The 23,689-nt window shown below is 61.1% G+C and carries 25 protein-coding genes and 2 pseudogenes; 19 read left to right on the top strand and 8 right to left on the bottom strand.

Annotation, left to right across the window (positions count from 1 at the left end; genetic code table 11):
- Positions 1-97: 97 nt before the first annotated feature.
- The 3 genes from KAK09_RS17260 to KAK09_RS17250 form a co-directional block, all read right to left on the bottom strand.
- Entirely contained in the window at positions 98-268 is a 171-nt protein-coding gene (locus KAK09_RS17260; protein WP_210880180.1) for a DUF2842 domain-containing protein, read from the bottom strand.
- 10 nt (positions 269-278) lie between these two features.
- Positions 279-1,574: an adenylosuccinate synthase gene (locus tag KAK09_RS17255; RefSeq protein ID WP_210880179.1), complete on the bottom strand. Its 1,296-nt coding sequence runs from the start codon at positions 1,572-1,574 to the stop codon at positions 279-281.
- Between the two features lie 128 nt (positions 1,575-1,702).
- Positions 1,703-2,413 carry a zinc metalloprotease gene (locus tag KAK09_RS17250; protein WP_210880178.1) on the bottom strand — a complete coding sequence of 237 codons (711 nt, stop codon included), beginning with the start codon at positions 2,411-2,413 and terminating at the stop codon, positions 1,703-1,705.
- Between the two features lie 299 nt (positions 2,414-2,712).
- Here KAK09_RS17250 and KAK09_RS17245 point away from each other — a divergent pair, with 299 nt between their 5' ends.
- The 18 genes and pseudogenes from KAK09_RS17245 to KAK09_RS17165 all read left to right on the top strand — a co-directional run bounded on the left by KAK09_RS17245 (position 2,713) and on the right by KAK09_RS17165 (position 17,451).
- Positions 2,713-3,240, top strand: coding sequence for a tetratricopeptide repeat protein (locus KAK09_RS17245; RefSeq protein ID WP_210880177.1), 528 nt, complete (start codon positions 2,713-2,715; stop codon positions 3,238-3,240).
- Positions 3,241-3,257: 17 nt separating this feature from the next.
- The gene (locus KAK09_RS17240; RefSeq protein ID WP_210880176.1) at positions 3,258-3,752 is read left to right on the top strand and encodes a prepilin peptidase; all 495 of its coding nucleotides are present in this window, start codon (positions 3,258-3,260) and stop codon (positions 3,750-3,752) included.
- A 59-nt stretch (positions 3,753-3,811) separates the two neighbouring features.
- Entirely contained in the window at positions 3,812-5,398 is a 1,587-nt protein-coding gene (locus tag KAK09_RS17235; protein WP_210880175.1) for a pilus assembly protein TadG-related protein, read from the top strand.
- A gap of 378 nt (positions 5,399-5,776) precedes the next feature.
- Positions 5,777-5,998, top strand: coding sequence for a Flp family type IVb pilin (locus KAK09_RS17230; RefSeq protein WP_210880174.1), 222 nt, complete (start codon positions 5,777-5,779; stop codon positions 5,996-5,998).
- A gap of 144 nt (positions 5,999-6,142) precedes the next feature.
- Positions 6,143-7,192, top strand: a complete 1,050-nt coding sequence (cpaB, locus tag KAK09_RS17225) for a Flp pilus assembly protein CpaB (RefSeq protein WP_210880173.1) — start codon at positions 6,143-6,145, stop codon at positions 7,190-7,192.
- A gap of 54 nt (positions 7,193-7,246) precedes the next feature.
- Positions 7,247-8,659 carry a type II and III secretion system protein family protein gene (locus KAK09_RS17220; RefSeq protein WP_210880172.1) on the top strand — a complete coding sequence of 471 codons (1,413 nt, stop codon included), beginning with the start codon at positions 7,247-7,249 and terminating at the stop codon, positions 8,657-8,659.
- 19 nt (positions 8,660-8,678) lie between these two features.
- The gene (locus KAK09_RS17215) at positions 8,679-8,837 is read left to right on the top strand and encodes a hypothetical protein (RefSeq protein ID WP_210880171.1); all 159 of its coding nucleotides are present in this window, start codon (positions 8,679-8,681) and stop codon (positions 8,835-8,837) included.
- 105 nt (positions 8,838-8,942) lie between these two features.
- Positions 8,943-9,428 carry a TadE/TadG family type IV pilus assembly protein gene (locus tag KAK09_RS17210; protein ID WP_210880170.1) on the top strand — a complete coding sequence of 162 codons (486 nt, stop codon included), beginning with the start codon at positions 8,943-8,945 and terminating at the stop codon, positions 9,426-9,428.
- Positions 9,422-10,051 (top strand): TadE/TadG family type IV pilus assembly protein, encoded by a 630-nt coding sequence (locus KAK09_RS17205; RefSeq protein WP_210880169.1) that lies wholly within the window; start codon positions 9,422-9,424, stop codon positions 10,049-10,051. The genes KAK09_RS17210 and KAK09_RS17205 overlap by 7 nt, the downstream gene beginning before the upstream one ends.
- A 48-nt stretch (positions 10,052-10,099) precedes the next feature.
- Positions 10,100-11,212: a response regulator gene (locus KAK09_RS17200; protein ID WP_210880168.1), complete on the top strand. Its 1,113-nt coding sequence runs from the start codon at positions 10,100-10,102 to the stop codon at positions 11,210-11,212.
- Positions 11,213-11,227: 15 nt separating this feature from the next.
- On the top strand, positions 11,228-11,803 hold the full coding sequence (locus tag KAK09_RS17195; protein WP_210880167.1) for a L,D-transpeptidase: 576 nt from the start codon (positions 11,228-11,230) through the stop codon (positions 11,801-11,803).
- Between the two features lie 24 nt (positions 11,804-11,827).
- Complete coding sequence (locus KAK09_RS17190; RefSeq protein ID WP_210880166.1) at positions 11,828-13,240, top strand: CpaF family protein; 1,413 nt, start codon at positions 11,828-11,830, stop codon at positions 13,238-13,240.
- A 3-nt stretch (positions 13,241-13,243) separates the two neighbouring features.
- Entirely contained in the window at positions 13,244-14,206 is a 963-nt protein-coding gene (locus KAK09_RS17185) for a type II secretion system F family protein (RefSeq protein ID WP_210880165.1), read from the top strand.
- A gap of 27 nt (positions 14,207-14,233) precedes the next feature.
- A complete protein-coding gene (locus tag KAK09_RS19090) occupies positions 14,234-15,157 on the top strand; it encodes a type II secretion system F family protein (protein WP_210880164.1) in 924 nt (307 codons plus the stop codon).
- Positions 15,158-15,544: 387 nt separating this feature from the next.
- Entirely contained in the window at positions 15,545-15,868 is a 324-nt protein-coding gene (locus KAK09_RS17175; protein ID WP_210880163.1) for an ArsR/SmtB family transcription factor, read from the top strand.
- A complete protein-coding gene (gene arsB, locus KAK09_RS17170) occupies positions 15,865-16,884 on the top strand; it encodes an ACR3 family arsenite efflux transporter (protein WP_210880162.1) in 1,020 nt (339 codons plus the stop codon). The genes KAK09_RS17175 and arsB overlap by 4 nt, the downstream gene beginning before the upstream one ends.
- Positions 16,881-17,018, top strand: a pseudogene (locus KAK09_RS18890) (thioredoxin domain-containing protein); the annotation flags it as partial. The gene arsB and the pseudogene KAK09_RS18890, both read left to right, overlap by 4 nt.
- A gap of 13 nt (positions 17,019-17,031) precedes the next feature.
- A complete protein-coding gene (locus KAK09_RS17165; protein WP_336244481.1) occupies positions 17,032-17,451 on the top strand; it encodes an FAD:protein FMN transferase in 420 nt (139 codons plus the stop codon).
- Positions 17,452-17,670: 219 nt separating this feature from the next.
- Here KAK09_RS17165 and KAK09_RS17160 read toward each other — a convergent pair whose 3' ends face one another.
- The 5 genes from KAK09_RS17160 to KAK09_RS17140 form a co-directional block, all read right to left on the bottom strand.
- Positions 17,671-18,699, bottom strand: a complete 1,029-nt coding sequence (locus KAK09_RS17160) for an ABC transporter substrate-binding protein (RefSeq protein WP_210880161.1) — start codon at positions 18,697-18,699, stop codon at positions 17,671-17,673.
- A 29-nt stretch (positions 18,700-18,728) separates the two neighbouring features.
- Positions 18,729-19,532 carry an ABC transporter permease gene (locus tag KAK09_RS17155; protein ID WP_210880160.1) on the bottom strand — a complete coding sequence of 268 codons (804 nt, stop codon included), beginning with the start codon at positions 19,530-19,532 and terminating at the stop codon, positions 18,729-18,731.
- Positions 19,519-20,421, bottom strand: a complete 903-nt coding sequence (locus KAK09_RS17150; protein ID WP_210880159.1) for an ABC transporter permease — start codon at positions 20,419-20,421, stop codon at positions 19,519-19,521. Before KAK09_RS17150 ends, KAK09_RS17155 begins: the two co-directional genes overlap by 14 nt.
- Positions 20,422-20,423: 2 nt before the next feature.
- On the bottom strand, positions 20,424-21,530 hold the full coding sequence (locus KAK09_RS17145; RefSeq protein WP_210880158.1) for a polyamine ABC transporter ATP-binding protein: 1,107 nt from the start codon (positions 21,528-21,530) through the stop codon (positions 20,424-20,426).
- A gap of 75 nt (positions 21,531-21,605) precedes the next feature.
- Positions 21,606-23,255, bottom strand: coding sequence for an amidohydrolase (locus tag KAK09_RS17140; RefSeq protein WP_210880157.1), 1,650 nt, complete (start codon positions 23,253-23,255; stop codon positions 21,606-21,608).
- A 246-nt stretch (positions 23,256-23,501) separates the two neighbouring features.
- On the opposite strand from KAK09_RS17140, the pseudogene KAK09_RS17135 reads away from it, so the two are divergent.
- Positions 23,502-23,689, top strand: a pseudogene (locus KAK09_RS17135) (amidase); the annotation flags it as partial.

Raw genomic sequence — 23,689 nt, 5'->3', positions numbered from 1 at the left:
GGCTTCATATCGCATCTCGAAATTGCAGGGTTCTGGCTGCAATTATACCAAATGCTGCATTCAAAACCAAAGAAAAACGCTACTTTATAAAGCGAAATCAGAAGGATGAGAGCTGTTCAGGATGAACCACATAGACGACGATTTCCAGCCAGAACGGCGGGCGGTCAAAGAGGCCCACCACCGTCACCGCCGCCACGATCCACAGCGGCATGCCCAGAAGGAGCACCACAATGGACCAGCGTTTGCGCGCGCGGTGGCTGAGGGGCATGGGCGTTGTCCTAGTCGGCGAACGGGTCGGTTACGAGGATGGTATCCTCGCGCTCTGGTGAGGTTGAGAGTAGCGCGACCGGGCAGCCGATCAACTCTTCCACCCGGCGCACATACTTGATCGCCTCGGCGGGCAGATCGGCCCAGCTCCGCGCGCCCTCGGTGGATTGCGACCAACCGGGGAGTTCCTCATAAACGGGCGTGCAGCGCGCCTGCGCCTCGGCGGCCATGGGCAGATGGTCGAGCCGCGTGCCATCGAGATCGTAGCCCACGCAGATCTTCAGCGTCTCGAACCCGTCAAGCACGTCGAGCTTGGTGAGAGCGATGCCGTTCATGCCCGAGGTGGCGCAGGTCTGGCGCACAAGGCAGGCGTCGAACCAGCCGCAGCGCCGCTTGCGCCCCGTCACGGTGCCGAATTCATGGCCGCGCGTGCCCAACCGCTCACCATCGGCGTCGTCAAGCTCGGTCGGGAACGGCCCCTCGCCCACGCGGGTGGTATAGGCCTTGACGATGCCCAGCACATAGTCGATCGCGCCGGGCCCGAGGCCAACGCCGGTTGCCGCCTGACCGGCGATGACATTCGACGAGGTCACGAACGGATAGGTGCCGAAGTCGATGTCCAGAAGTGCACCCTGCGCGCCCTCGAAAAGGATGCGCCTGCCCGCGCGGCGCGCGTCGAGCAGCACCTTCCAGACCGGCCCGGCATAGGGCAGGATCTGCGGCGCAATGTCTTTCAGCCCGGCAATCAGCGCATCGCGATCCACCGGCGCGATGCCAAGGCCGCGGCGCAGCGGGTCGTGATGCTGAAGCGCGCGGTCCACCCGCGCGATCAGCGTGGCCTCATCGGCGAGATCGGCCACCCGCACCGCGCGGCGGCCCACCTTGTCCTCATAGGCCGGGCCGATGCCGCGCCCGGTGGTGCCGATCTTGGTGCCCTTGGAGGCGGCTTCTTCGCGCGCGCGGTCCAATTCGCCATGGATCGGCAGGATGAGCGGCGTGTTCTCGGCGATCATCAGCGTTTCGGGGGTTATGGTCACGCCCTTCTCGCGGATGGCGGCGATCTCGTTCACCAGATGCCACGGATCGAGCACTACGCCATTGCCGATGACCGAGAGCTTGCCGCCGCGCACCACGCCCGAGGGCAGCGCGTTGAGCTTGTAGACCTTGCCGTCGATCACGAGGGTATGGCCCGCGTTATGGCCACCCTGAAAGCGCGCGATCACATCGGCGCGCTCGCTCAGCCAATCGACAAGCTTGCCCTTCCCCTCATCGCCCCACTGGGCGCCCACGACGACGACATTGGCCATGATGATCCTCTCGGCACTGCTGGGTTGCGCGCGCCGGTATAACGGGGGGATGCGCGGTGTGAAACCGGAATTTCACAGCCCCCGTGATCCTGCCCCGCACGACGTCGATACCGCCCCGCGCCCGCAGTTCAGGCCTGCGGCTGGTTGTTCATGAGGGCGAGATGCCTGTGCCATTCGGGCGCCACAAGGAATACGCCAAGGCCCACCCCGAGAATGCCCATGGAAAGCGGGATCCACAGCACGAACATGAGCAGTCCGACAAAGCCGCTGACGGTATTGGCGATATGCGTGGGCAGGAGGGCGTGCAGAAGCCGACTGAAGATCATCCCGCCGGCGAACGGATAGGCCGGAAGCAGGTGCAGGATCCCGAGAAAGACATTCACGATGGCAACGAGCCACAGGATTTCGACCCCGGAGCGCCACAACGCATGCTGCTCTGCCATGGCGGCAGAGGCTGCAAGCGCCGCCGCATGCTGTGCGACAAGGTTCGATGCCAACCCGAAGAAACCGAACAGCGCCAGATGCGTGAGCGGAACCGCCGCCGCGATCAGAAGCTCGTCGCGCGCGGGCACCTCGTTGACGCGGGTCAGATCGACACCGGCGCCCCCTATCGAGAGGCTACGCACCCCGACCCCCTGAAGGATTGCCGCCGCCGCGCTGGCATGTCCGGCCAGAAGCGACGAAATCAGAACGATGACCCCGACCATCAGGGCATCGGGATGAAGGCCGAAGGCAAGCGAAAGGTAGAGTGCAAGGAAGAGAAGCACCGAAACCCCGACATTCACCGGCAGGCCGGCAAGTCCGGCGGACACGAACAGGATCTTGTCTTGTTTGAACATGGCTCTGGCCTTCAACCTTTTCCGGACAATTGCTGGCAACAGTCATCGAGGAATTCGCCGATAATGCGGCCAGAGCACGGCACTGCGAGGGTCATTGCGACCAAAAACACTCTTAGGTTGCAAATAATAGCCGCATCAGTCAACCCTGACATGCATGTGCCGCAAGGACGGGAGAAACTGTGCCAAAATAGCTGCATTTCGGCGAATTCTGGGGGCTTTCTTGCCGAAGCGCGTGAAATTTCGGGGGATCAGCCGCTAGGATGCATTCAGTTTCAGGTGATTGGAAAAACAGGGGTGCAATGTTTCTCAGAACCACAATGATTGCAGCCGTCACTTTCAGCCTCGCGGCCTGCGCGGGAGGAACGATCGACGACGTCTCTTCTTTCGGTGAGCGTGCGGGCGCGGTGCGCGACACGGCGAACCGGTCCTATTACCCGGATGACGAACTGCTGGTCGCCGCCAGGGTGCAGTTCCAGCAAGGCAATTATGGCCGGTCCCATGCGATGTTCGAAAAGGCGCTGGGGGTTGTGCCCGACGACCCGCAGGCGCTGCTTGGCTATGCTGCCTCGGCCGACATGCTGCGCCGCTTCGACAAGTCCGACCAGGCCTATCGCAAACTGCAACCGATGATCGGCAACAGGATCGAGTTCCACAACAATTACGGCTATTCGCTGATGCTGCGCGGAGAGCTGGTGGCGGCGCGAAACCATTTCATACGCGCCTACGAGATCGACCCGACCAATGAGTTTGCCGCCAACAATCTGGAACTGCTGCGCAATTCCGTGAACTATCCCAAGCGCGCACCCGGCGACCTGCGCGGCATCTGAAGCGGGTCGTGGCGGTGATGGCACCCCTTGATGCCGCGGGCCTGATTGCCGGGCTCGTGGCGGTTGCCGGTTTCTGCCATGTAGCCCAGGTGGATTTCCGGACGCTGAAGATCCGCAATGCTTCGGTTCTTGCGCTGTGCGGACTATACGTCCTGTGGGCTGCGGCGGGCGGGTTCCGGACCCTCGGGCCGGATCTGATCGCGGGGGGGCTGCTGTTCCTGATCGGGCTGGTGATGTGGTTCGCCCGCATGATGGGGGCGGGTGACGTCAAGCTATACTTTCCGCTTGGGCTGTTCATCGGTTTCGAGTTGCTCGCGTGGTATGCGGTGCTTTTGCTGGTGGCCTCGGTGCTGTTTGTGGCGGCGCTGGCACTGGCGGGGCGCAGCAAGGCAACATCGGGCATAATGGCGCGGCTGAAAGCGATCCGCGAGACGCGCAAGCTGCCCTATGCGGTGCCGATGGTGATGGCAGGGGCGCCGGTCATCGTGATGCGCCTTTTGGACTTTGGTTGATGCAATGCTGGTTTCGTGGCAGGATGCAACAAGAATTTCAGTCGGGAAAAGGGTTTGGCATGCGTGTATTTCGCAAGGATGAAAGCGGCTATATTCTGGTTCTCGGCCTGCTCGTGATGCCGGTCTTCATTGGCTTCGGCCTGCTGATCATCGATGTCGGGCGCGGCAACAACGCCCATGCGGACCTGTCGGCGGCCGCCGATGCCGTGGCCCTTGCCGGCGCGCGCGAGCTTGACGGTGGGACAGACGCCATAGACCGGGCGCGTGTGGCGATGGCGCAGATCACCAACAGCGTCGCCATGCTCAGCCGAACAGAGCCGGGGCAGATGGAAACGCTCGTTTACGCAGACGCTGCAGGAAACGAGTTCGAGGTCGTGTTCCTCACCACAATTCCCGACAACGATACCGATCCGATTGATTTCTCTTTTGCGACAGCTGACGGCACACAGGCCGAGTATGTCTATGTGCGCGCGCAGTCCATCGATCTTGAAAGCAATTTCACAAGATTGTTCTCGCAGATTCTCAACCAGGAAACCGTTCCCGTCGCTGCCGTCGCCGTGGCAACTGCCCTGCCCGAGGTGATTTGCGACGTGCCGCCGCTTTATATCTGCAACCCGTTCGAATTCGACGGTGCCGGCAACTATGTCGGGGACGAGATCCAGAACCGGTTTGCGGCGGGCGATTTTCATGCTCGCATGATCAAGCTGCACCCCAAGGGCAGCGATACGCCCTCTCCCGGCAATTTCGGTTTTCTGTCGGTGAACGGCTCGTCCAGCGCCGATGCGATCCGGGATATCTTTGCCGGGGCGCGCAACCCGACCTGCTATCCGGCAGGCACGGTCAGGACCAGCCCCGGTGCCGCGAATTCCATCAGTCAGGGGGTAAACACGCGGTTTGACATCTACACCGGCAGTTTCAGCAACTACAACCCGAACTCGCCCAATGCCTTTCCCATCGGCCCGGCAGAGAACGTGCGCAAGGGCATTCGCCCGGATGTGTTGCCGAACGGGACTGTGAACCACTGTTTCGGTCCCAGCAGCGGCACGCTTGGGGACGATCATATCATGGGGTCGAACGGGCTTTTCAACGCCAACGGCGTGGATGACGAAGTATTCGGATTTCCCGACAATCTGGTCATGACCCCACCCAATCAGGGCGTTCAGGGCGCCTTTGCCGGGGTGGGGGAATGGGACGCCCAGAATTATCTGGATCAGAACTACGGCGCGGGTGTTGTCGATGCCAATCTCATCCCCAGAAGCTTTGCCGGAACATCAGAGCCGTCACGCTATGATGTCTATCGTTACGAACTGGCGAATGACCTTCACCTTCTGACGTCGCCCGGTGGCGAAAGCGGCGAGGCGCTTTGCGGCCCGAACAAGAACCAGCCGATCAATCCGATCACGGCCACCGACCGGCGGGTGATGGTGGCCGCGATCATCGACTGCGGTCAGGTGTCGGGCGCGGGCGGTGGCGTGACGGATTTTCCCGTCAACAGCTTTGCCAGCATCTTTCTGACGCGCCCGATGATTTCCCCCACCCCGGGACAGGACGCCACCATCGACATCGAGATCATCGACATCACCGGCTTTGGCGGCAATGGCACGCTGGACGATTTCGTGCGGGCCGAAGCGGTGTTGGTGCGCTGACACATGCGTCAATTGTGGCAAAATCTGGGAACGCCGATCGACCGGCCTGGGGAAATCCGGGGGCAAAACGACTCTACTTCGCGTGTGATTCTCCCTTGGTGCACGAATAAATTGTATAATAAATCGTTAACATCCCCATTACGTGTCCACAATGTTAACCGAATGGAACAAAAACGCAGGGTTTTTGAGCATTGTTACACGAAAACCACCCTCAGCCCAGAATTTGCCTTAAATCATGGACCCCGACCCCAATTATGGCGATTATCGGGCTGCAACGTGGAGAAACGTTGCAACATTCCAAGCCGGTTCGCGTGGGGGGAACCAAGGATTGAAACCTGTTTCAGCGCAGTATCGCGCTGAGAATGAGGAGTTACCTCGATGTATGTTAAGACCATGATCTATATGCAAGACCTCGCACGCCGCTTTCGCGATGATGAAGACGGCCTTGCGCTGACGGAATATCTGGTGTTGCTGGGTCTGCTGACCGCGACGCTCATCGGCGCAATCACCGCGTTCGGTGATGGGCTGGAGACCACGTGGGATGCGTGGACGACTTGGATAACCGCTAACCTCGGTGCTCCCGTGACACCACAACCCTAAGTTTTTAACGACCCAAGGAGGCCCGTCTCGTCAAAGTGATGACGCGGGTCTCCTGAATCCATTTCAACGTGCCTGTCCCCTCATTCTTTTTGAGCCATGTGGTTTTGAGGCGCGCGATCGCACGTTATTTGAAGGGCTATACCGATGCGCTCCACGATCCTAAGCCTTTTTGTCGCCTTGATCCTTGCCGGTGTGGCCGTCTATGGCGTCCAGACCTGGATGGCCCGCGAACGCGCGCAGATCGCAAGTGCGGGGGCGGTGCGGAATGAGGCGCCAAAGAACACGATCGTTATCGCGAATGAGGCGATCCGTTTTGGCCAGCGTCTCGACATCACCATGCTGCGCGAGATCGAATGGAGCGCCTCTGTGCGGCCCAACGGCTCTTTCTCGAAAATCAGTGACCTTTTGACCGGCTCGGACGAGGAACGCGCCCGCTTTGCCCTGACCACGATCGAGCAGGGCGAGCCGGTGCTTGCCTCCAAGGTGACGACGCCGGGCCAGCGCGCCAAGCTGTCCACATCGCTCTCTGACGGGATGAAGGCGGTCTCGATCCGGGTGAACGACGTTCTGGGCGTGGCGGGGTTTGTCCTGCCCGGCGACCGGGTGGATATCCTGCTCAGCCGCACCAACCGCCAGCAGGGCAATGAGGAAACCTATGTCGATGTGCTGCTTCAGGGGGTCAAGGTGATCGCCATCGACCAGATCGCCGACGACCGCAAGGAACAGCCAAGCGTGGTGCGCACCGTGACCTTTGAGGTCAATACCGCAGAGGCGCAAAAGCTGGTGCTGGCGGGATCGGTCGGCACGCTGTCGCTGGCGCTGCGCAATGCCGGGTCAAGCGGGGTGGAACAGGTCGAGCGGCTGACCCTCGACGATCTGAGCGGCACCGCCGTGTCGCAGGAATTGCTTGTCACGGCGGCCCAAGCGCAGCCGGACCCCTCGGCGGAACGCCTTGAGGCGCTGGAAATGTTGCTCAAAAGCCTCTCTGACGGGGTAACCGAACAGATCGAGAGCGTCGAGAGGAAGATCAATGAGCAAAAACCTGTCATAATCGAAAAAGAGGTTGTGGTGGAAAAGGTCGTGGAGCGGCCGGTGGTCGCGCCGGTTCGGACAACGATCGGTGTCATCCGCAATGGCAAGCGCGACGAATACAAGGTCGATCAGGCAGTTCCGGAGAACCCGGACAATTCCTGAGCACACACCAGACGCAAAATGCCCTTCAGAGGCAGCAGTGGGACAGGCAAGGACATGAGCAGGCATATTTTCAGAAAGACCGTGGCGCGGGGGATTGCCCTGATCGCCGCACTTGCATTGACGACAATCCCGGACGGGGCGGATGCCCAGACCCGCAGCATCAGCATCGGCGACGGTGTCGTCAGCCGAATCGAGATGGCCGCAGGGCGGACCCTGACAATCGAGACGGATCGACCGTTCGCGGATATTCTGGTGGGCAACACCGATCTGATCGACGTGTTTCCCCTGACCGATACATCGCTTTACATCCAGGCGCGGAATTTCGGCACCACCAATGTGACGCTCTATTCCGAAAGCAAGAAACTGCTCGAGGTGATCGACATCAAGGTGATGGTCGATTTCAGCGATCTTCGCTCGGCCATCCGCACGGCGCTGCCCGCCGCGAATATCGAGGTGACCAACGTGAACAACCGCATCCGGCTTTCGGGTGAGGTGAAGGACAATGTGGATCTGGCAAGAGTGCTGGAGATTGCGTCGGAATATTCCTCGGAGCCGGTGATCAATGCCATTCGGGTTGACAGCGCGCAGCAGGTCGAGCTTGACGTGCGCATCATTGAGGTCGAGCGCCGCTCGGGGCGCGAACTCGGGGTGAACCTGCTTGGCTCGAACAACAGCGGCAGCCGACAGATCAATACCGGCCTGCCGCCGAACAGCACGCCCTTTGGCATCGCCGTGGGCAACCTGCTGGAAATCTCGGGCATCCAGATCGACTTCGTGATCAACGCGCTGGAAAGCAAGGGTCTTGCCCGCCGACTGGCCAATCCCAAACTGGTCACGACCAGCGGCATCGCGGCGAATTTCGTGGTCGGCGGCGAAGTGCCCATCCAGGTTTCGACCCAGAGCGCAAACGGCGTCGTGACAACCAGCACCGATTTCCGCGAGTTCGGCGTGCGGCTGAACTTCATGCCCGTGGTTCTGGATGACGAGTTGATCCGCCTGCGCATCAGCCCCGAGGTCAGCGACATCGACCCGACCATCAATGTCAACGGCCAGCCGGGGTTCATCTCGCGCAAGGCCGAAACTACGGTTTCGCTACGCAATGGGCAAAGTTTTGCCATCGCGGGTCTGCTTCAGACCAACAATGCCCGCAATGTCGATCAGGTTCCGTGGCTTGGGCAGGTGCCCGTCATCGGCACCCTGTTCCGCTCGGCCCGGTTCCAGAAAAACGAAAGCGATCTGGTCATTCTCGTGACCCCGCGTCTGGTGCGCCCGGTCGCGCCCGGCCAGCCATATGCCTCGCCGCTCGACAACAGCCGGTCCTCGAACGATTTCGAGCTGTTCCTGCTGGGAATGCTGGAAGTCGACAAGAACCTGTTGCGCGATTTCCGCGAAGGCAAAGGGGTCGTCGGCCCTTATGGCCATATTATCGATCTGGAGTTTGAAGATGGTGTCATTGCCAAGAAATAAGCGCCTCGGGGCAGCAGTGGTGACGCTGTTCATCCTGGGCGGCTGCGCGAATTACGCGAACAACTGGGACGGCGTGACCGCCCGCGCGGGCAATGCCAGCGAGGCCAATACAGCCATTCAGGCGATCACCCCGGATCCCGGAAACCTGAAGAACACCAGGGTTCACGGCGGAACATGACGGATCATTGCGGGTTACGGCGACGCAACCCGCAATGATCGCCAGGTGAGGGACGAAAAGGGATCTTGTAACCGGTTCTGACCGGCAAAGGGAACAGGAGGCGATATGCTCTCGCGGCCCATGAGACGGTTTCACAAGGAACAGGACGGGGTCGTTCTGGTAGAGGCCCTGCTGATCATCCCCGTTCTGACGATCTTGACATTCGGCATTCTGGAATTCGGAAACATGATGTGGCAGCGGCAGCAATTGCAGGTCGGCGTGCGCGATGCCGCGCGATACTGGAGCCGGTGCCGCGACACGATCAACATGCAGGTGACGGCCTGCAACGAGACCGTGGCCCGCAACATCGCGTTTTACGGCAACCCAGGCGGAACCGGCAATCTGCGTGTGCCTGGATGGGGGCCAGGAACTGCGGGGGCGTCACTGACTTTTGATCCGCCGAAAGGCTCGTTCGAGGGAACGCCGGGACCAGAGGATATCGTCCGGGTCGCCGGCGCTTTCAACTACATCGGTTCGCCGGTCTATGACACGATCCTGGGGGGCGTGATTACGATCAGTTGGGAAACCGAGATGAGGTATATCGGATGGTAAGGCGGTCTGTCATTCGGCGGTTCTGGCGCGAGGACAGCGGCCTTGCCCTGACCGAGGCGCTGCTGACGATTCCGGTCGTGCTCATCGTGTTTGCGGCGATGATTGAATTCGGGGTGGCCGTGTTCCAGTGGAACCAGGCCGCCAAGGCCGCGCAGATCGGGGCGCGCATGGCGGCGGTGTCGTCCCCGATCGTGGGGGATGCGGCCTATGCGTCGCTTGGAAACTTTGACACGAGCGTCACGGCACTGGACGGTGACGCGGTTCCCGCAATTCCTGCCTCCGTCTCTTGCCAGGGGGCGACATGCGACGCGGCGCGCCTGAACCGGCTGCTGACCGGTGGTGACGGCGTGTGCGGGGCGGTAAACAGCGGTTTTGTCGGCATGTGCGACGTGGCCCCCTTCCTGACCGCCGAAAACGTGGTGGTGAGCTATCACCGCTCGTTTCTGGGCTATGTCGGGCGACCTTTTGGCCAGGTATCAACGGTCACGGTTGAATTGCGTGACGTGACCGTTGATTTCCTGTTCATCGATGATCTGCTTGGCATCAACAACATTACCATCCCGTCGCATCCGGTCAGCATGACAAGCGAGGATATTTGCGACACACGGATCAACTGTTATTAAGGATATAAACTATAAATGCCGATTTCTTCGTCCATTCGTGTTTTTTGGGTGTCTCGGGACAGGGCGCAACCTGTCGAATCCGCAGTTCAACTGGACAGGCTTCGGGAATTCAACGTCACGCGCGCCGACGGCGACACGGTCGAGCGCGACCTGACAAATGGCGAGTATGACATCCTTGTTCTGGATGTCGGCACGCTGGAAGAGCGGGACACCCAGTTGCTGAAGCTGGTGCGTCTGTTCGCGCCGAACCAGCCTTTGATTATCCTCTCCGATGCGCTTGACGCGGACTCGATGCGCCAGATCCTGCAACTCAACGCGCAGGATCTGCTGCAAAAGCCGGTTTCGCAGGACAAGCTGGTCTCGTCGATCAAGGCGTTGGTGCGCGCGGGCAAGACCCGTGGCAACCGTGTTCACGCCATCGTGTCGGTGGTTGGCGGCGCAGGCGCAACCACGATTGCCGCCTCGATGGCGGATATCGCCGCAACAAGGTTGCTTCGGAGAACCGGCAGCGTGGCGCTGTTCGACCTGGATTTCTCGACCGGAAATTGCGGCTATGCCCTCAACCTCAACAACTCTTTCGATCTTGGATCGGTGGCCCCCTCGCCGCAGCGGGTGGACGCCGAATTCATCCGGGCGATCCAGCTGCGGCACAAGAAGGGGTTTTATCTCTATTCCTTCAAGCGCCCGGACCTGAACACTGATATCAACGGCTATGAACTGACCCTGAGAATGCTGGACGCCGTGACACAGGAACACGAGCACACCTTTCTCGATATCCCCTATTACGAGACGGAGTGGAAGGATGACGTTCTGTCAGCGGTCAACACCTGCACGCTGGTGACCGAGCAGAACCTGCCGGCGATCAAGCACACGCTGGATGTGGTGCAGCGGATCAAGTCCCTGCGCGGGCCGGGCTTTCCGGTCAGGATCATTCTGAACAAGCATGTGGGCGGATGGTTCCGCCAGCGTATCGCCACCCGCAAGCTGAAGGATCTGTTCGAGAGCGTGCCGTTTTTCTACCTGCCTCTGCTGCCCAATGTCATTGGCGAGGCGATCGACCGTGGCATCCTGCCGTCTGATGTGGCGGCGCGGAACAAGTTTGACAAAGCCTTGACCAGATACATGAAATCCATCGAACTTACCGATACTGGAACCGGCTGAGAGGAGGACAGGGAAATGCTTCGATCCTTCGGGAAAAACGGTTTGATGTGCAGGCGCACGATGCTGGCGATGGTGCTGGGCGCGGCCACGGCGCCGGGCCTGGCTCTGGCGCAGGTCAAGAGCCTGCCGAGATCGCACGGCAAGCGCACCCTGACGATCGTGCCTTATGACGGCACCGAAGTGCCCGGAACGATCATCATTTCCAACGAGAAGCGCACGTTGCTGCGGGTGCTGCCTGGTGGCAAGGCCGAGCAATACGAGATCTCCGTCGGGCGTGACGGCTTTATCTGGACTGGTGTGACCCGTGTCGGGCGCAAGGCGGAATGGCCCGCCTGGCGCCCGCCTGCGGCTATGCGGCAGCGCGATCCGTCGCTTCCGGCCTATGTGCCGCCCGGCCCCTACAACCCGCTGGGCGCGCGCGCGATCTACCTCTACTCGAACGGGCAGGACACGCTCTACCGGATTCATGGCACCAACAGCGCCGAAACCGTTGGCGGCTATGAGACCTCAGGCTGCTTCCGCCTGAGCAATGCCGATGTGATGGGGCTATTCGAGAAGGTCGAAAACGGCACCAAGGTGATCGTCTATTAAAGGGCGCAGGAAAGGTAAAAGATCATGGTGGGCAGGTTTTTCAGGCGAACCGAAGACGACACCGCAACCACGAAACGCTCGGTGCGCGGAGCACCCGACAAGCTGGGGCCGCTGCCGCGCGAGGAAAGCCAACCGCTCGCAGCGCAGCCCATAACGCCGAACGAACCGGCCGATTTCGTTAACGAGCGGGTCGAGCTGCACAGGTATCTGCTCGACATGATCAACCTGTCCATTCTGGACACGATGGAGAAGGAAGAGCTTCACAACGAGCTTCGGCCCTTCGTGCGCGCCTATGCCAAGGATCACAATTTCCCGCTGAGCGCCAAGGAGCTGGAAAAGCTCATTGCCGACATCAGCGACGAGATGCTGGGGCTTGGCCCGATCGAGCCGCTTCTGGCTGATGATACCATTTCGGATATCCTCATTGTCGGCTCGGGGCGCGTCTATATCGAACGCTTCGGGATCATCGAGGCGACCAAGGTGCGTTTCAAGGATGAAGACCACCTGATGCGCATCATCAACAAGATCGTCGCCTCGGTCGGGCGGCGGATCGACGAAAGCTCGCCCCTGGTGGATGCGCGGCTTGCCGATGGCTCGCGGGTCAACGTGGCGGTGCGCCCGGTAGCGGTGGACGGGCCGCAGGTCTCGATCCGGAAATTCTCGAAAAAGCCCTATTCGCTCGACCGGCTTGTGGACGCGAACGCGCTGGCGCGGGGCATGGCCGACCTGCTGGCCGCTGCGGTCGAGGGCAAGGTGTCGATGATCATTTCGGGCGGCACCGGCTCGGGCAAGACGACGATGCTGAACGCCCTTTCCGCCTATATCCCGCATGAAGAGCGTCTTGTGACCATCGAGGACGCCGCCGAACTGCAATTGCAGCAGCCCCATGTGGTGCGGCTGGAAACCCGGCCACCGACGATCGACGGGCGCAACGAGATCCGGCAGGGCGATCTGGTCAAGAACGCGCTGAGGATGCGCCCCGACCGCATCATCGTCGGCGAGGTGCGCGGCGCCGAGGCATTCGACATGTTGCAGGCCATGAACACCGGCCATGAGGGTTCCATGTCCACGATCCACGCCAACAGCCCGCGTGACGCACTCGGGCGGATGGAGCAGATGGTCGGCATGGCCGGGATGCCGATGACGCAACAGGCCATCCGCGCCCAGATCAGTTCGGCGGTTCAGGTTCTGCTTCAACTCACGCGCCTGCGCGACGGCACGCGCCGCGTGATCGCCATATCCGAGATAACCGGAATGGAGGGCGAGATTGTCCAGCTTCAGGACATCATGCGCTTTGTCCGGCTTGGGGTGGACGACCACGGCAAGATCATCGGCGAGTTCCGCGCCACGGGCATTCGCCCCAGCTTTCTTGAAGATCTCGAAACCATGGGGCTTCGGCTCAACCCCGATTGTTTCGACCCCTCGAAGAGACTCTGAGAGATGTTCAGCAACCCGCTCACGCTCTATGGCCTGATCTTCATCGCGGCGCTCTTGCTGTTCGATGCGCTGTTGCGGCTGCTGTTCGGCGCGCAGCGGTCCAAGGCAGAGATCCGCAACCGACTCGAAAGCCTCAAGCACAAGCAGGGCGCGGCCGATGCCTATAGCAACCTGCTGAACCGGCGGGGCATTTCGGGACGGATCGGCGGTCGCTCTTTGCTTGGCCGCTTCAACCGGTTCGTCGCCCAGACCGGGCTGGAACTCAGCCCGGCGCGGCGGATTGCCTTTCTGTTGCTGTTCTTCTTTCTCGGCCTCGTTCTGGCCGAGATCCTGTTCAGCCTGAACACGGTCTTTCTGATCCTCTCCGCCACCGCTTTTTCGATCACGCTCAGCCTGCTGCTGCTGTCCTATTTCCGCACCCGGCGAATCCGCGTCTTTACATCTCAGCTCGGCCCGGCGATCGACATCATCGTGCGAAGCCTGAATGCCGGCCATCCCCTTGTGGCGGCGATCTCGCTGGTGGCGCGGGAAATGCCCGATCCCGTCGGGTCCGAATTCGGCATCCTGAACGATCAGATGACCTTTGGTGCGGAACTGGAACAGGCCATGTTCAACATGTATCAACGGGTGGGCGCACCCGAGTTGAACCTGTTGACCGTCACCGTCAGCGTGCAGAAGGGGACGGGCGGCAACCTGTCCGAGATCCTCGAAAACCTCGCCCAGATGATCCGTGACCGGCAGATCGTCAAAGCCAAGATCAAGGCGATCTCGTCAGAGGGGCGCGCGACCTCCTGGGTGATGCTGGTCTTTCCCTTTGCCCTGTTCGCGATGATCCGCCTTTTGGTGCCGACCTATTTCGATATGGTCTGGGAAAGTGGCTGGGGTCATTACGTTGTCATCGGCTGTCTGGCGATGATCTTTCTTGGCATGCTGGTGATCCGGCGCATCGTGAATTTCGACTTCTAGTTCCCGCAACCCCGAGGAAAACGTCAAGTGACTGAAAACCTGATACTTCTGGCAGTTTTCGTTGCGGTGCTGATCGTCAGTTTCGCGGTTATTCTGCTCACCATCAGAAATCGCGAAATCAACCGGAACCTTGAGAAGGTTTCCTCGACCGGGAAGATCACGCAAGACGAACTCGACAAGTTGCTTGGCTCGGACAACAAGCAGATCCGCTACTATCTTGAAGTGGTCCAGAACGAGAGCCCGAATTCGCTCAAGATGCGGTTGGTGCGTGCGGGGTTCTTTTCGCGGTCGGCCCCCGCCATGTTCAGCCTGCTGCGCCTGCTCGCCATGGTTCTGGTCTTCCTGGCGGTGCAGTTCGGTCTGGGTGCCGTGCTACCGTCGGCCAGCAACATGGCGGTGTTCTTCTTTGCATTGCTGGCGGCCGGGGTCACGTTCATCCTCTGCGCGGCGGTGCTCGACCGGCTTGGCCGGAACCGAACCCGCGAGTACCGCAAGCTTTTCCCGGATTTCATGGATCTTCTGCTGGTCTGCGTCGATGCGGGCCTCAGCATCAACGCAGCCATTGACCGGGTGACGCGGGAATTTCTGGTCACGACGCCAGACTTCGGCGTGCAGCTTGCAATCATCAACCTCGAAATCCGGGCCGGGCGCTCTCTGCATGAGGCGCTGCTCAATTTCTCCGAGCGTATCGAGGTGGAAGAGGCGCGCACACTGGCCGTGTTGTTCAAGCAATCCGCCGAACTTGGCGCGAGCGTCAGCAAGACCCTGCGTTCCTTCAGCAAGGAAATGCGTCAGATGCGGCTGATCCGGGCCGAGGAAAAGGCCAATTCCCTGCCCATCAAGATGCTGTTCCCGATGGCCTTGTTCATGTTCCCGGTCAACCTCGTCATCGTCCTGCTGCCGATCATGCTGGTGATTGCCAAGATGCTGATGAGCATGAGCCCGGTGTGAAGCAGGCCCGATCTTTTCTCCATTCCCAAGCCTCTTTCGACATTGGCTGCAAGGGCATGTCGATTGAAGAGAGCCCTCGCGGCAATCCAGGAATCTGTTGTGCGCGCTCTGGGCATGCTAAAAATAGGGCGATTGAACCGCCCCACCCGCACAACCCCGAAAACAACGGGAAAATCCGGCCACAACCGGATCGGGAGAACGCTTTCGCGGGGGCGAGTGGCGGAGGGGATGGGCCTGATATCCAACCATCTCCACCTTAAGCCATTGATTTAACGGGATCCGGCGAGGTCACTTCGCCCGTTTGGCCACGATGGTTGCTCTGCAGCGAACACCATTGTGCGTGCCGCAATTATCGTCTATCGACGATTGGCAAAAAATGGATGGATCATGCAGGACACTGACATCGAGATCGCTGAACTGGCCAAGGCGCTCGCGCATCCGGCAAGGCTGCGCATCCTGCGGCTGCTGCTCGCCACGCCCGGCTGCATCGGCGGCGACATCGTGGACGCTGTCGGCCTGGCGCAGTCCACGGTCTCCGAGCACCTGCGCATCCTGAAGGCCGCCGGGGTCATCACCGGCGAGATATCCGGCCCGCGTACTTGCTACGCGTTGAACCCTGCTGCGCTTGGGCCGCTGGCCGAATTCATCAGCACGCTGACCGCACCGTCCGCTGCGGTCTGTTGCGTGCCCAACGACAAGGAACTTTCATGAGCCTGTTCGAACGTTGGCTGACCCTCTGGGTCGCGCTCTGCATCCTGGCCGGGCTCGTCCTCGGCAGCCTCGCGCCGGGTCTATTCGGCGCGCTGGCCGCGCTGGAGGTCGCCTCGGTCAACCTTGTCGTCGCCGTCCTGATCTGGGCGATGGTCTATCCGATGATGATCGCGGTGGATCTCGGTTCGCTCAAGGCGGTGGGGCAGCGCCCGAAGGGTCTCGTCATCACGCTGGCGATCAACTGGTTGATCAAGCCCTTCACGATGGCGGCGCTTGCGGTCCTGTTCTTCAACCATGTCTTTGCCGGGCTGATCGATCCAGAGCGCGCGCCGGAATACATCGCGGGCCTGATCCTTCTCGGCGCCGCGCCGTGCACGGCGATGGTCTTCGTCTGGTCGCAGCTGACGAAGGGCGATCCGAACTACACGCTGGTGCAGGTCTCGGTGAACGACCTGATCATGGTGGTGGCCTTCGCCCCTATCGTGGCCTTCCTTCTGGGCGTCACCGACATCAGCGTCCCGTGGGAGACGCTGATCCTGTCGGTCGTCCTCTACATCGTTATTCCCCTGATCGCGGGTCTCCTGACGCGCCGGGCGCTGATCGCGAAAGGTGGCGAGGCTGCGGTGACGACGTTCACGGCGCGGATCAAGCCGGCCTCGGTCGTGGGTCTCCTGATAACCGTGGTGCTGCTCTTCGGCTTTCAGGGGCCGGTGATCCTTGCGCAACCGCTGCTGATCGCACTGATCGCGGTCCCGATCATCATCCAGTCCTACGGCATCTTCGCGCTCGGATATGGATGGGCCTGGCTGTGGGCCGTTCCGCACCGGGTCGCCGCGCCTTGCGCGCTGATCGGCACGTCGAACTTCTTCGAACTCGCGGTCGCGGTCGCGATCGGGCTTTTCGGGCTGAACTCCGGCGCCGCCTTGGCCACCGTGGTGGGTGTGCTGGTCGAGGTGCCGGTGATGCTGAGCCTCGTCGCCTTCGCCAACCGGACACGCGCGAGGTTCCCAGCATGAGCATCTTCCCGGTCGTCATCCACCACAATCCCGACTGCGGCACCTCCCGCAACGTGCTCGGGATCATCCACGCGGCCGGGTACGAGCCGACCGTCATCGACTATCTGATCGAAAGCTGGGCGCGCCCGAAGCTTCAGCCTGAACGACGTGGCGCAGGGTTACATCGCCGACTGGGTGGCAGACCTGTTACGTGCAGAGGGGCTGACGAATGTGCTAGTCAATACCGGCGAGTTCCGGGCACTAGGAGCGCAACCGCAGGGCGGTGCCTGGCCGATCTCGCTTGATGACGGGCAGACACTGCACCGCGACGCCGTAATGCTGGAAAACAGGGCGCTGGCTAGCTCAGCTCCGCATGGTATCACCTTTGATCAGGCAGGCATGGTCAGCCATATCCTCAACCCGCTGACCGGCCTGCCCGCCCCCGCCCGCTGGAAGCTTATCACCGTCACCGCCCCGCGCGCGGCGCTGGCTGATGCGCTGTCCACAGCTTTTTGCCTGATGAACGGCGAGCAGATTGAACGCACGCTCTTCAGCTTCCCGCAGGCACGGTTAGCATATCTGGGATAAGTCAACAAAAGTTCGATCTGCCGAGGCCTAGGGCGTTCCGTTGCTCCTGCGTCAGCTTGCACTGCAACCAATCTGGGATGTGATTGACCGCCAGCACTGCCGCAAACGCGCCCTGTGTCCGAACGGAAGCCGAGCCTGTGCGCGAATCGTCCGGGGGCGCTTGCGGTGACAGGCACGGGGGGCGCACTCCAAAGGTCAAAGGGGTGCGCCCGAGGTCGGTTATTGCAGAACTTCGGTCCAGATCTGCGATTGCAGATCGTTTACTTCCTGTGAACAGGCGGGGCTGAACCTGCCCGCCGCCGCCAGTTCGGGTGCGACGACGATTTCAGGGGCTGCACGCATCACCTCATCCATGAAGGCTTCCGATCCGGTCACGCCATTGGCATAGCGCGCAAAGTTCGAGATCATCGCGGCATTCTCCGGCTCGAGGATGAAATTGATGAACTTCATCGCGTTTTCCGGGTTCTGGGCATCGGCCAGCACGGTGGCACTATCCATCCAGATCGGATAGCCGGTCTTGGGATAGCCATAGGCAAGATCGGCGTTCTGCAAGCGCGCCCGCATGGTCGCCCCGTTCCAATAGATCCCGGCCGAGAAATCGCCCGCGACATGGGCATCGACCGTGCCGTAATCCAGCGCCTTCCAATGCGCCTTGGCCTCGACCAGAGTATCGCGTACCTTGCGCATCACCGCCATATCGGTGGTGCAGGATTCCCCCCCGGCGTAGTAAATCGCAAGTGCCATGACATCAGACATTTCCGGGATTACGTTGATCTTGCCCTTCAATTCGTCCGGCGGGCTGAAGATGACGGCGGCGTCGTTGATGTCGCCCTTGTAGACGCTCGTATTCACGATCACGCCGGTCGTGCCCCATTGCCATGGAACCGAGTATGCGCGGCCGGGGTCGAAATCGACATCCACCCATTCGGGCGCGATATTGCCGTGGTTGCTGACGATGGATTTGTCGAGCGGAACGATCAGCCCCTCGGAAATCCACGTCTGCATGTAAGAGTTCGACGGCACCACAATGTCAAACCCGTGGCCGCCCTGACGGATACGGGCAAGGGCCGTGTCGTTGCTGTCATAGTCCGTCACATTTACCTTGATGCCGGTCTCTGCCTCGAACTTGGTCAGCAGTTCGGGGCTGGTATAATTGCCCCAGTTATAGAGGTTCACCACACCTTCCGCGCTTGCAAGGCCAGTAGTCGTCAAAACTGCGGCGAGGCCGGTTGCTATCAGTTTCTTCATGGGTCGTCTCCCTGTGGTTATGGTTGCAGTTATCCCCTTTTACGGGTGATCAGGAAAAACACACTGACCACCACCAGCGACAGCGCCAGAAACATCGTGGCGATGGCGTTCATCTCGGGGGTGACGCTGCGGCGCAACTGCCCGAGCATGTAGGTGGGCAGGGTGTCCTGTCCGGCGGATTTCACGAACTCGGTGATCACGACCGTGTCGAGAGACACCACGAACCCGAGCATGAACCCTGCCACGATACCCGGCACCAGAAGCGGCAGGGTGACATGGGCGAAGGTCTGCACCGGGTTTGCATAGAGATCGGCCGCCGCCGTCTCCAAGGTCAGATCCATGGTTTCCAGCCGCGCGCGAATGGGCAGATAGGCAAAGGGGATGCAAAAAGCCGTGTGCGCCGCCACCATATAGCCCATGCCCGAATATCCCGTCTGCACCTTGAGAAAGGCCACAAAAATCAAAAGCGCGATACCGGTCACGATCTCCGGCACCATCAGCGGCTGGTTGATCAGCGCATAAATCATGGTCTGGCCCGGAAACCGGCCCACCCGCGTTGTGGCCAGGGCTGCCAGGGTTGCCAGCACCGTGGCAATCCCGGCCGCGACCAGCGCCAGCCAGAGCGAGCGGATCGACACATCGACCACCTGCCTGTTGTTGAACGCCGCCTCATACCATTTCAGCGAGAAGCCGCCCCAAACGGATTGCGATTGTGCCTCGTTGAAGGAAAAGACCACCAGAATGATGATGGGCAGGTAGAGCATCACCAGCGTGAAGATGGCAACAACGCCAAAGCCGGGCAGGGCGCGCACATCAAATCTATGATTGGCCATCGCGTCCCCCTGCCTCGCGGGTGGTGATGCGCAGGTAGAACACCAGCGCCACCACGACGATCACCAGCAACACCATCGCCAACGCCGATCCAAGCGGCCAGTTGCGCCCCTGACCGAATTGCAGGCCGATGAGATTGCCCATCATCATCGACCGCCCCCCCCCCAGCACGCGCGGCGTGACATAGGCCCCGATCGAGGGGATGAACACCAGGATCGAGCCTGCGATGAACCCTGGCTTCACCAAAGGCAGGATCACATGCCACAAGACCTGCAAGCGGCTGGCGTAAAGGTCGTAGCCCGCTTCGACCAGCCGGAAATCCAGCTTGTCCATCGCGGCATAGAGCGGCAGCACCATCAGCGGCAAAAAGACATAGCTCATGCCCAGCAACACCGCGAAATCGGAATACATCAATTCCAGAGGCTGCCGGATCACCCCGAGCCACAGCAGCACCGTGTTCAATGTGCCGGTGTTGCGGATCAACTCCTGTATCGCGAAGGTGCGGATCAACAGGTTGGTCCAGAAGGGAACCGTGATCAAAAACAACCAGACCATCCGCCGATTGACAGGGCGTGTGGCGATGAACCACGCCGTTGGAAAACCCAAGGCTGCGCAGATCAGCGTTGTCTGAAATGACAGCCACAAGGTGCGTCGGAACACCGCCAGATGGTCCGCGTTCAGCGTGACGTTCTCGGGGTCGAAAATATCGCGCTTGAAGAACACCCGGAACCAGGCATCCGTCGAGAACTCCCACGATACCCCGCCCATATTGCCGGGGCTGAGGACCGAGTAGACGGCAACAATCAAGAGCGGACCAGAGGCCGCAAGGATCAGAACCACAAGCGCGGGGCTCACGAGTATCCACTTCCAGCGGTGCGAGTCGCGTTTCATCCCTATCCCCGCAGAACTTGCAGCGCGCCGGGCATCAAGGCCAAGCCCACCCGCACACCGCGCGCCGGGTCCGCCTGTCCGACGGTGTTCTGACGCCGCACCGTGAAACTCTGACCATCCGCAAGCGTCAGATGGATATGCGTGTCGGTGCCAAAGAACACAGAGCCATTGACCGTCGCCGACAGATCACCGGCATCTGCCGCCACCAGTTGCGCCTGTTCCGGGCGGATCACGGCGGACACGGTCTCACCCGCTGCGGGCACCACCCCTTCCGCAATCCGTGCTGAAACCGTCCGGCCACCGGGCAAGGCAAGGTCGGCGCAGCCCCCCGCGATCGCGATCACCTTTAACGACAGAAAATTCGTCTCGCCGATGAAATCGGCCACGAACCGCTCTGCCGGGGCGTGGTAGATGTCATGTGGACTGCCAAGTTGCAGAATGCGCCCCTTGTTCATCACCGCCAGGCGGTCCGACATGGTCAGCGCCTCTTCCTGATCATGGGTCACGAAAACGAATGTTATGCCCGTTTCCACCTGAAGTCGCTTCAACTCGGTTTGCATTTCCTTGCGCAACTTGAGATCCAGCGCGCTCAGCGGTTCGTCGAGCAAGAGAACGCGCGGCCTTGGGGCGAGGGCGCGGGCCAGCGCCACCCGCTGCTGCTGTCCGCCCGACAATTCCGCGGGCTTGCGCGTGGCCATGGCCTCCATCTTGACCAGATGCAGCATCTCGGATGTGGTGGCGTCAATCTCGGACCGGGGGCGGCCCAGCATCTTGAGGCCAAAGCCGATATTCTGCGCCACGGTCATATGCGGAAACAGCGCGTAATTCTGAAACACCGTGTTCACCAGACGCCGGTTCGGGGCCTGTCCCACAACATCCTGCCCCTTGATCAGGAGTTGTCCGCTGCTGGGGTGTTCAAATCCGGCGATCACCCGCAGGAGTGTGGTCTTGCCACAGCCGGACGGCCCCAGAAGGGTGAAAAACTCGCCGGTGCGGATTGTCAGATCAATATCGGTCAGGGCGTGAAACGCGACAGCACCCGCGCCAAAGACCTTGCTGACCGCCTTGATTTCTATCTCGTTGCCGCTCTGTTGCGCACCGTCGGCCACTATGGCGTCCCCTTTTCCCTCATAGTCGGCGCGTGTCGCCGAGTCGTTCAAGACATTTCGGCCCCTCAGGCCGGATTAGGCGTCAGCATCCCAAACGACTCGACCGCCACAGATGGTTTTTTCGACACTCAAGCTGGCAATCCGATCGGCGGGCACCGCCTCGATGTCGCCCGAGAGAATCACCACATCCGCAAGATAGCCAGGGCGCAACATGCCTTTGCGATCCTCGGTATGTTCGGCATAGGCCCCGCCGATGGTATAGGCGGCCAGCGCCTCACGCAGCGTCACGCGCTCGTCCTGAGCGCCCTCATAGGGCTGCCGTGTCACCGCCGCCTGAATGGACCGGAGCGGGTTCACATCGGCCACCGGCCAATCAGAGGCGAACGCGATCCGCGCCCCGGCATCGCGCAGCGTGCGGGTCAGATAGGCATCGCGCCACCGGTCGCGCCCGATCTTGTCGAGGGTCGGGAACAGCAGGAAATCGAGTGACCCCGGCGGATGCGATGGCTGGACCGAGGCCACGACGCCCATTTCGGCAAAACGGGGAATATCGGCGCGGTCGATCAATTCGATATGTTCGATCCGATGCCGTGCGTCGCGCGCGCCATTGGCATCGCGCGCCGCCTCATAGCCATTCAGCACCCGGCGCACCGCCCCGTCGCCGATGGCATGCACCGCGATCTGAAGCCCGCGCCGGTCGGCCTCGATGCAGATCTCGGCAAAGCGGTCCGCCTCATGCAACGGATCGCCACGCCAGCCGGGTTGGTCGGGATAGTCGTTGAGCATCACCGCCGTGCCACTGTCCACGACCCCATCCATGAACAGCTTGACGAAACCCGAGGACAGCCAGTCATCGTTGTAATCGGCGCTCATGGCGCTGGCCTTGGCAAGATCGGTGATCTTGTGGTCGTTGCGATAATGATAGGGCACCCGCACCCGCGCCGTCAGCTTGCCCTGACCCCGCAAGTGGTTCAGCACCTCAAGCGTGTAGCGGTTGCCATCCATGTTGACGAGGCTGGTAAACCCGTGGCGCGCGCAATGGTGCAAACCGCGCTCCATCGCGGGCAGATCCGCCAGCATGTCGTCATGGCTCGGCTTTGGCACCGGATCGGCCCCGGTGGCGATGCCCGCCATGATGCGGTTCTCTCCGGCCAGCCGCAGCACCGGCGCCTTGGCCTCGAACTCGCGCAATTCGCCCGTGGCCAGGCCGTTTTCCATGACGATCTCGTTGCCCGGACCCAATGGCGCACCATGCAGGATGCCCGCCTGTTCAAGAGCCATCGTATTGGCCCATGCGGTGTGATGGTCGGCGGCCAAGAGACAAACCGGACGATCCGGCAGGATCGCATCAAGGTCATGCCGGGTCAGGGCGCGATCATAGATAAGGTAGTCGCATCCTTGCCCGACGATCACCTTGCGGTTCGGATGCGCGGACGCGTAGGCATGGATCGCCCCGGCCAGCGCGTCCGCCCCCTTGACCCCGAGAAGTTGCAGATGCGCCAGTTCAGAGCCGCCCATGAACAGATGCAGATGGCTCTCGATGAAGCCCGGCAGCACGCTTGCCCCCTTCGCGTCAATGACGGGACAGTCGGGACCCGCCATGGCACGGGCCGCCTCGCCAAGGGCGGCAATCCTGTCGCCGGCAAGCGCCACCGCGTCGGTCTCGGGGGCCTCGAGGTCCATGGTGAGGGCGCGCGCGTTGATGATCAGAAGGGTGATGGTCATCTGGCACCTCAAGCTTGTTCCGTCCCGAGCGTAGCAGGACACTCTTCGCCGGTCCATTTTTTTGATCAAATACTTGCCACCTGCCCGGTTTGATTGGCCCCCTTCCGTCCATTGTCAAAAATGCTCGGACTGGGACACAACCGGTCCCAATTTCCGCGACCACCTTTCTTCCCCCGGATGATCATGGGAAATGCGGTGGCGGAATCCAGCTTGACCCGGCTCCGACAGCCGGACATCAACTGAACCATGATCAATCATGACGCGACCCATCAGTTGACCGCCCTGCGCGCCGGAACCCTCACGGCCTGGGATCTGATGGCGGAAACGCTGGATCGGATCGACGCCGCAAACCCCGCGATCAACGCCATCGTGGCGCTGCGTGACCGCGACACGCTGCTGGACGAGGCCGCGTGCGCCACCCCCGGACCGTTGCA

The organism is Roseovarius autotrophicus (genome assembly GCF_018069895.1).
GTDB lineage: Bacteria > Pseudomonadota > Alphaproteobacteria > Rhodobacterales > Rhodobacteraceae > Roseovarius > Roseovarius autotrophicus.
This window is presented reverse-complemented; position numbering and strand designations above follow the sequence as displayed.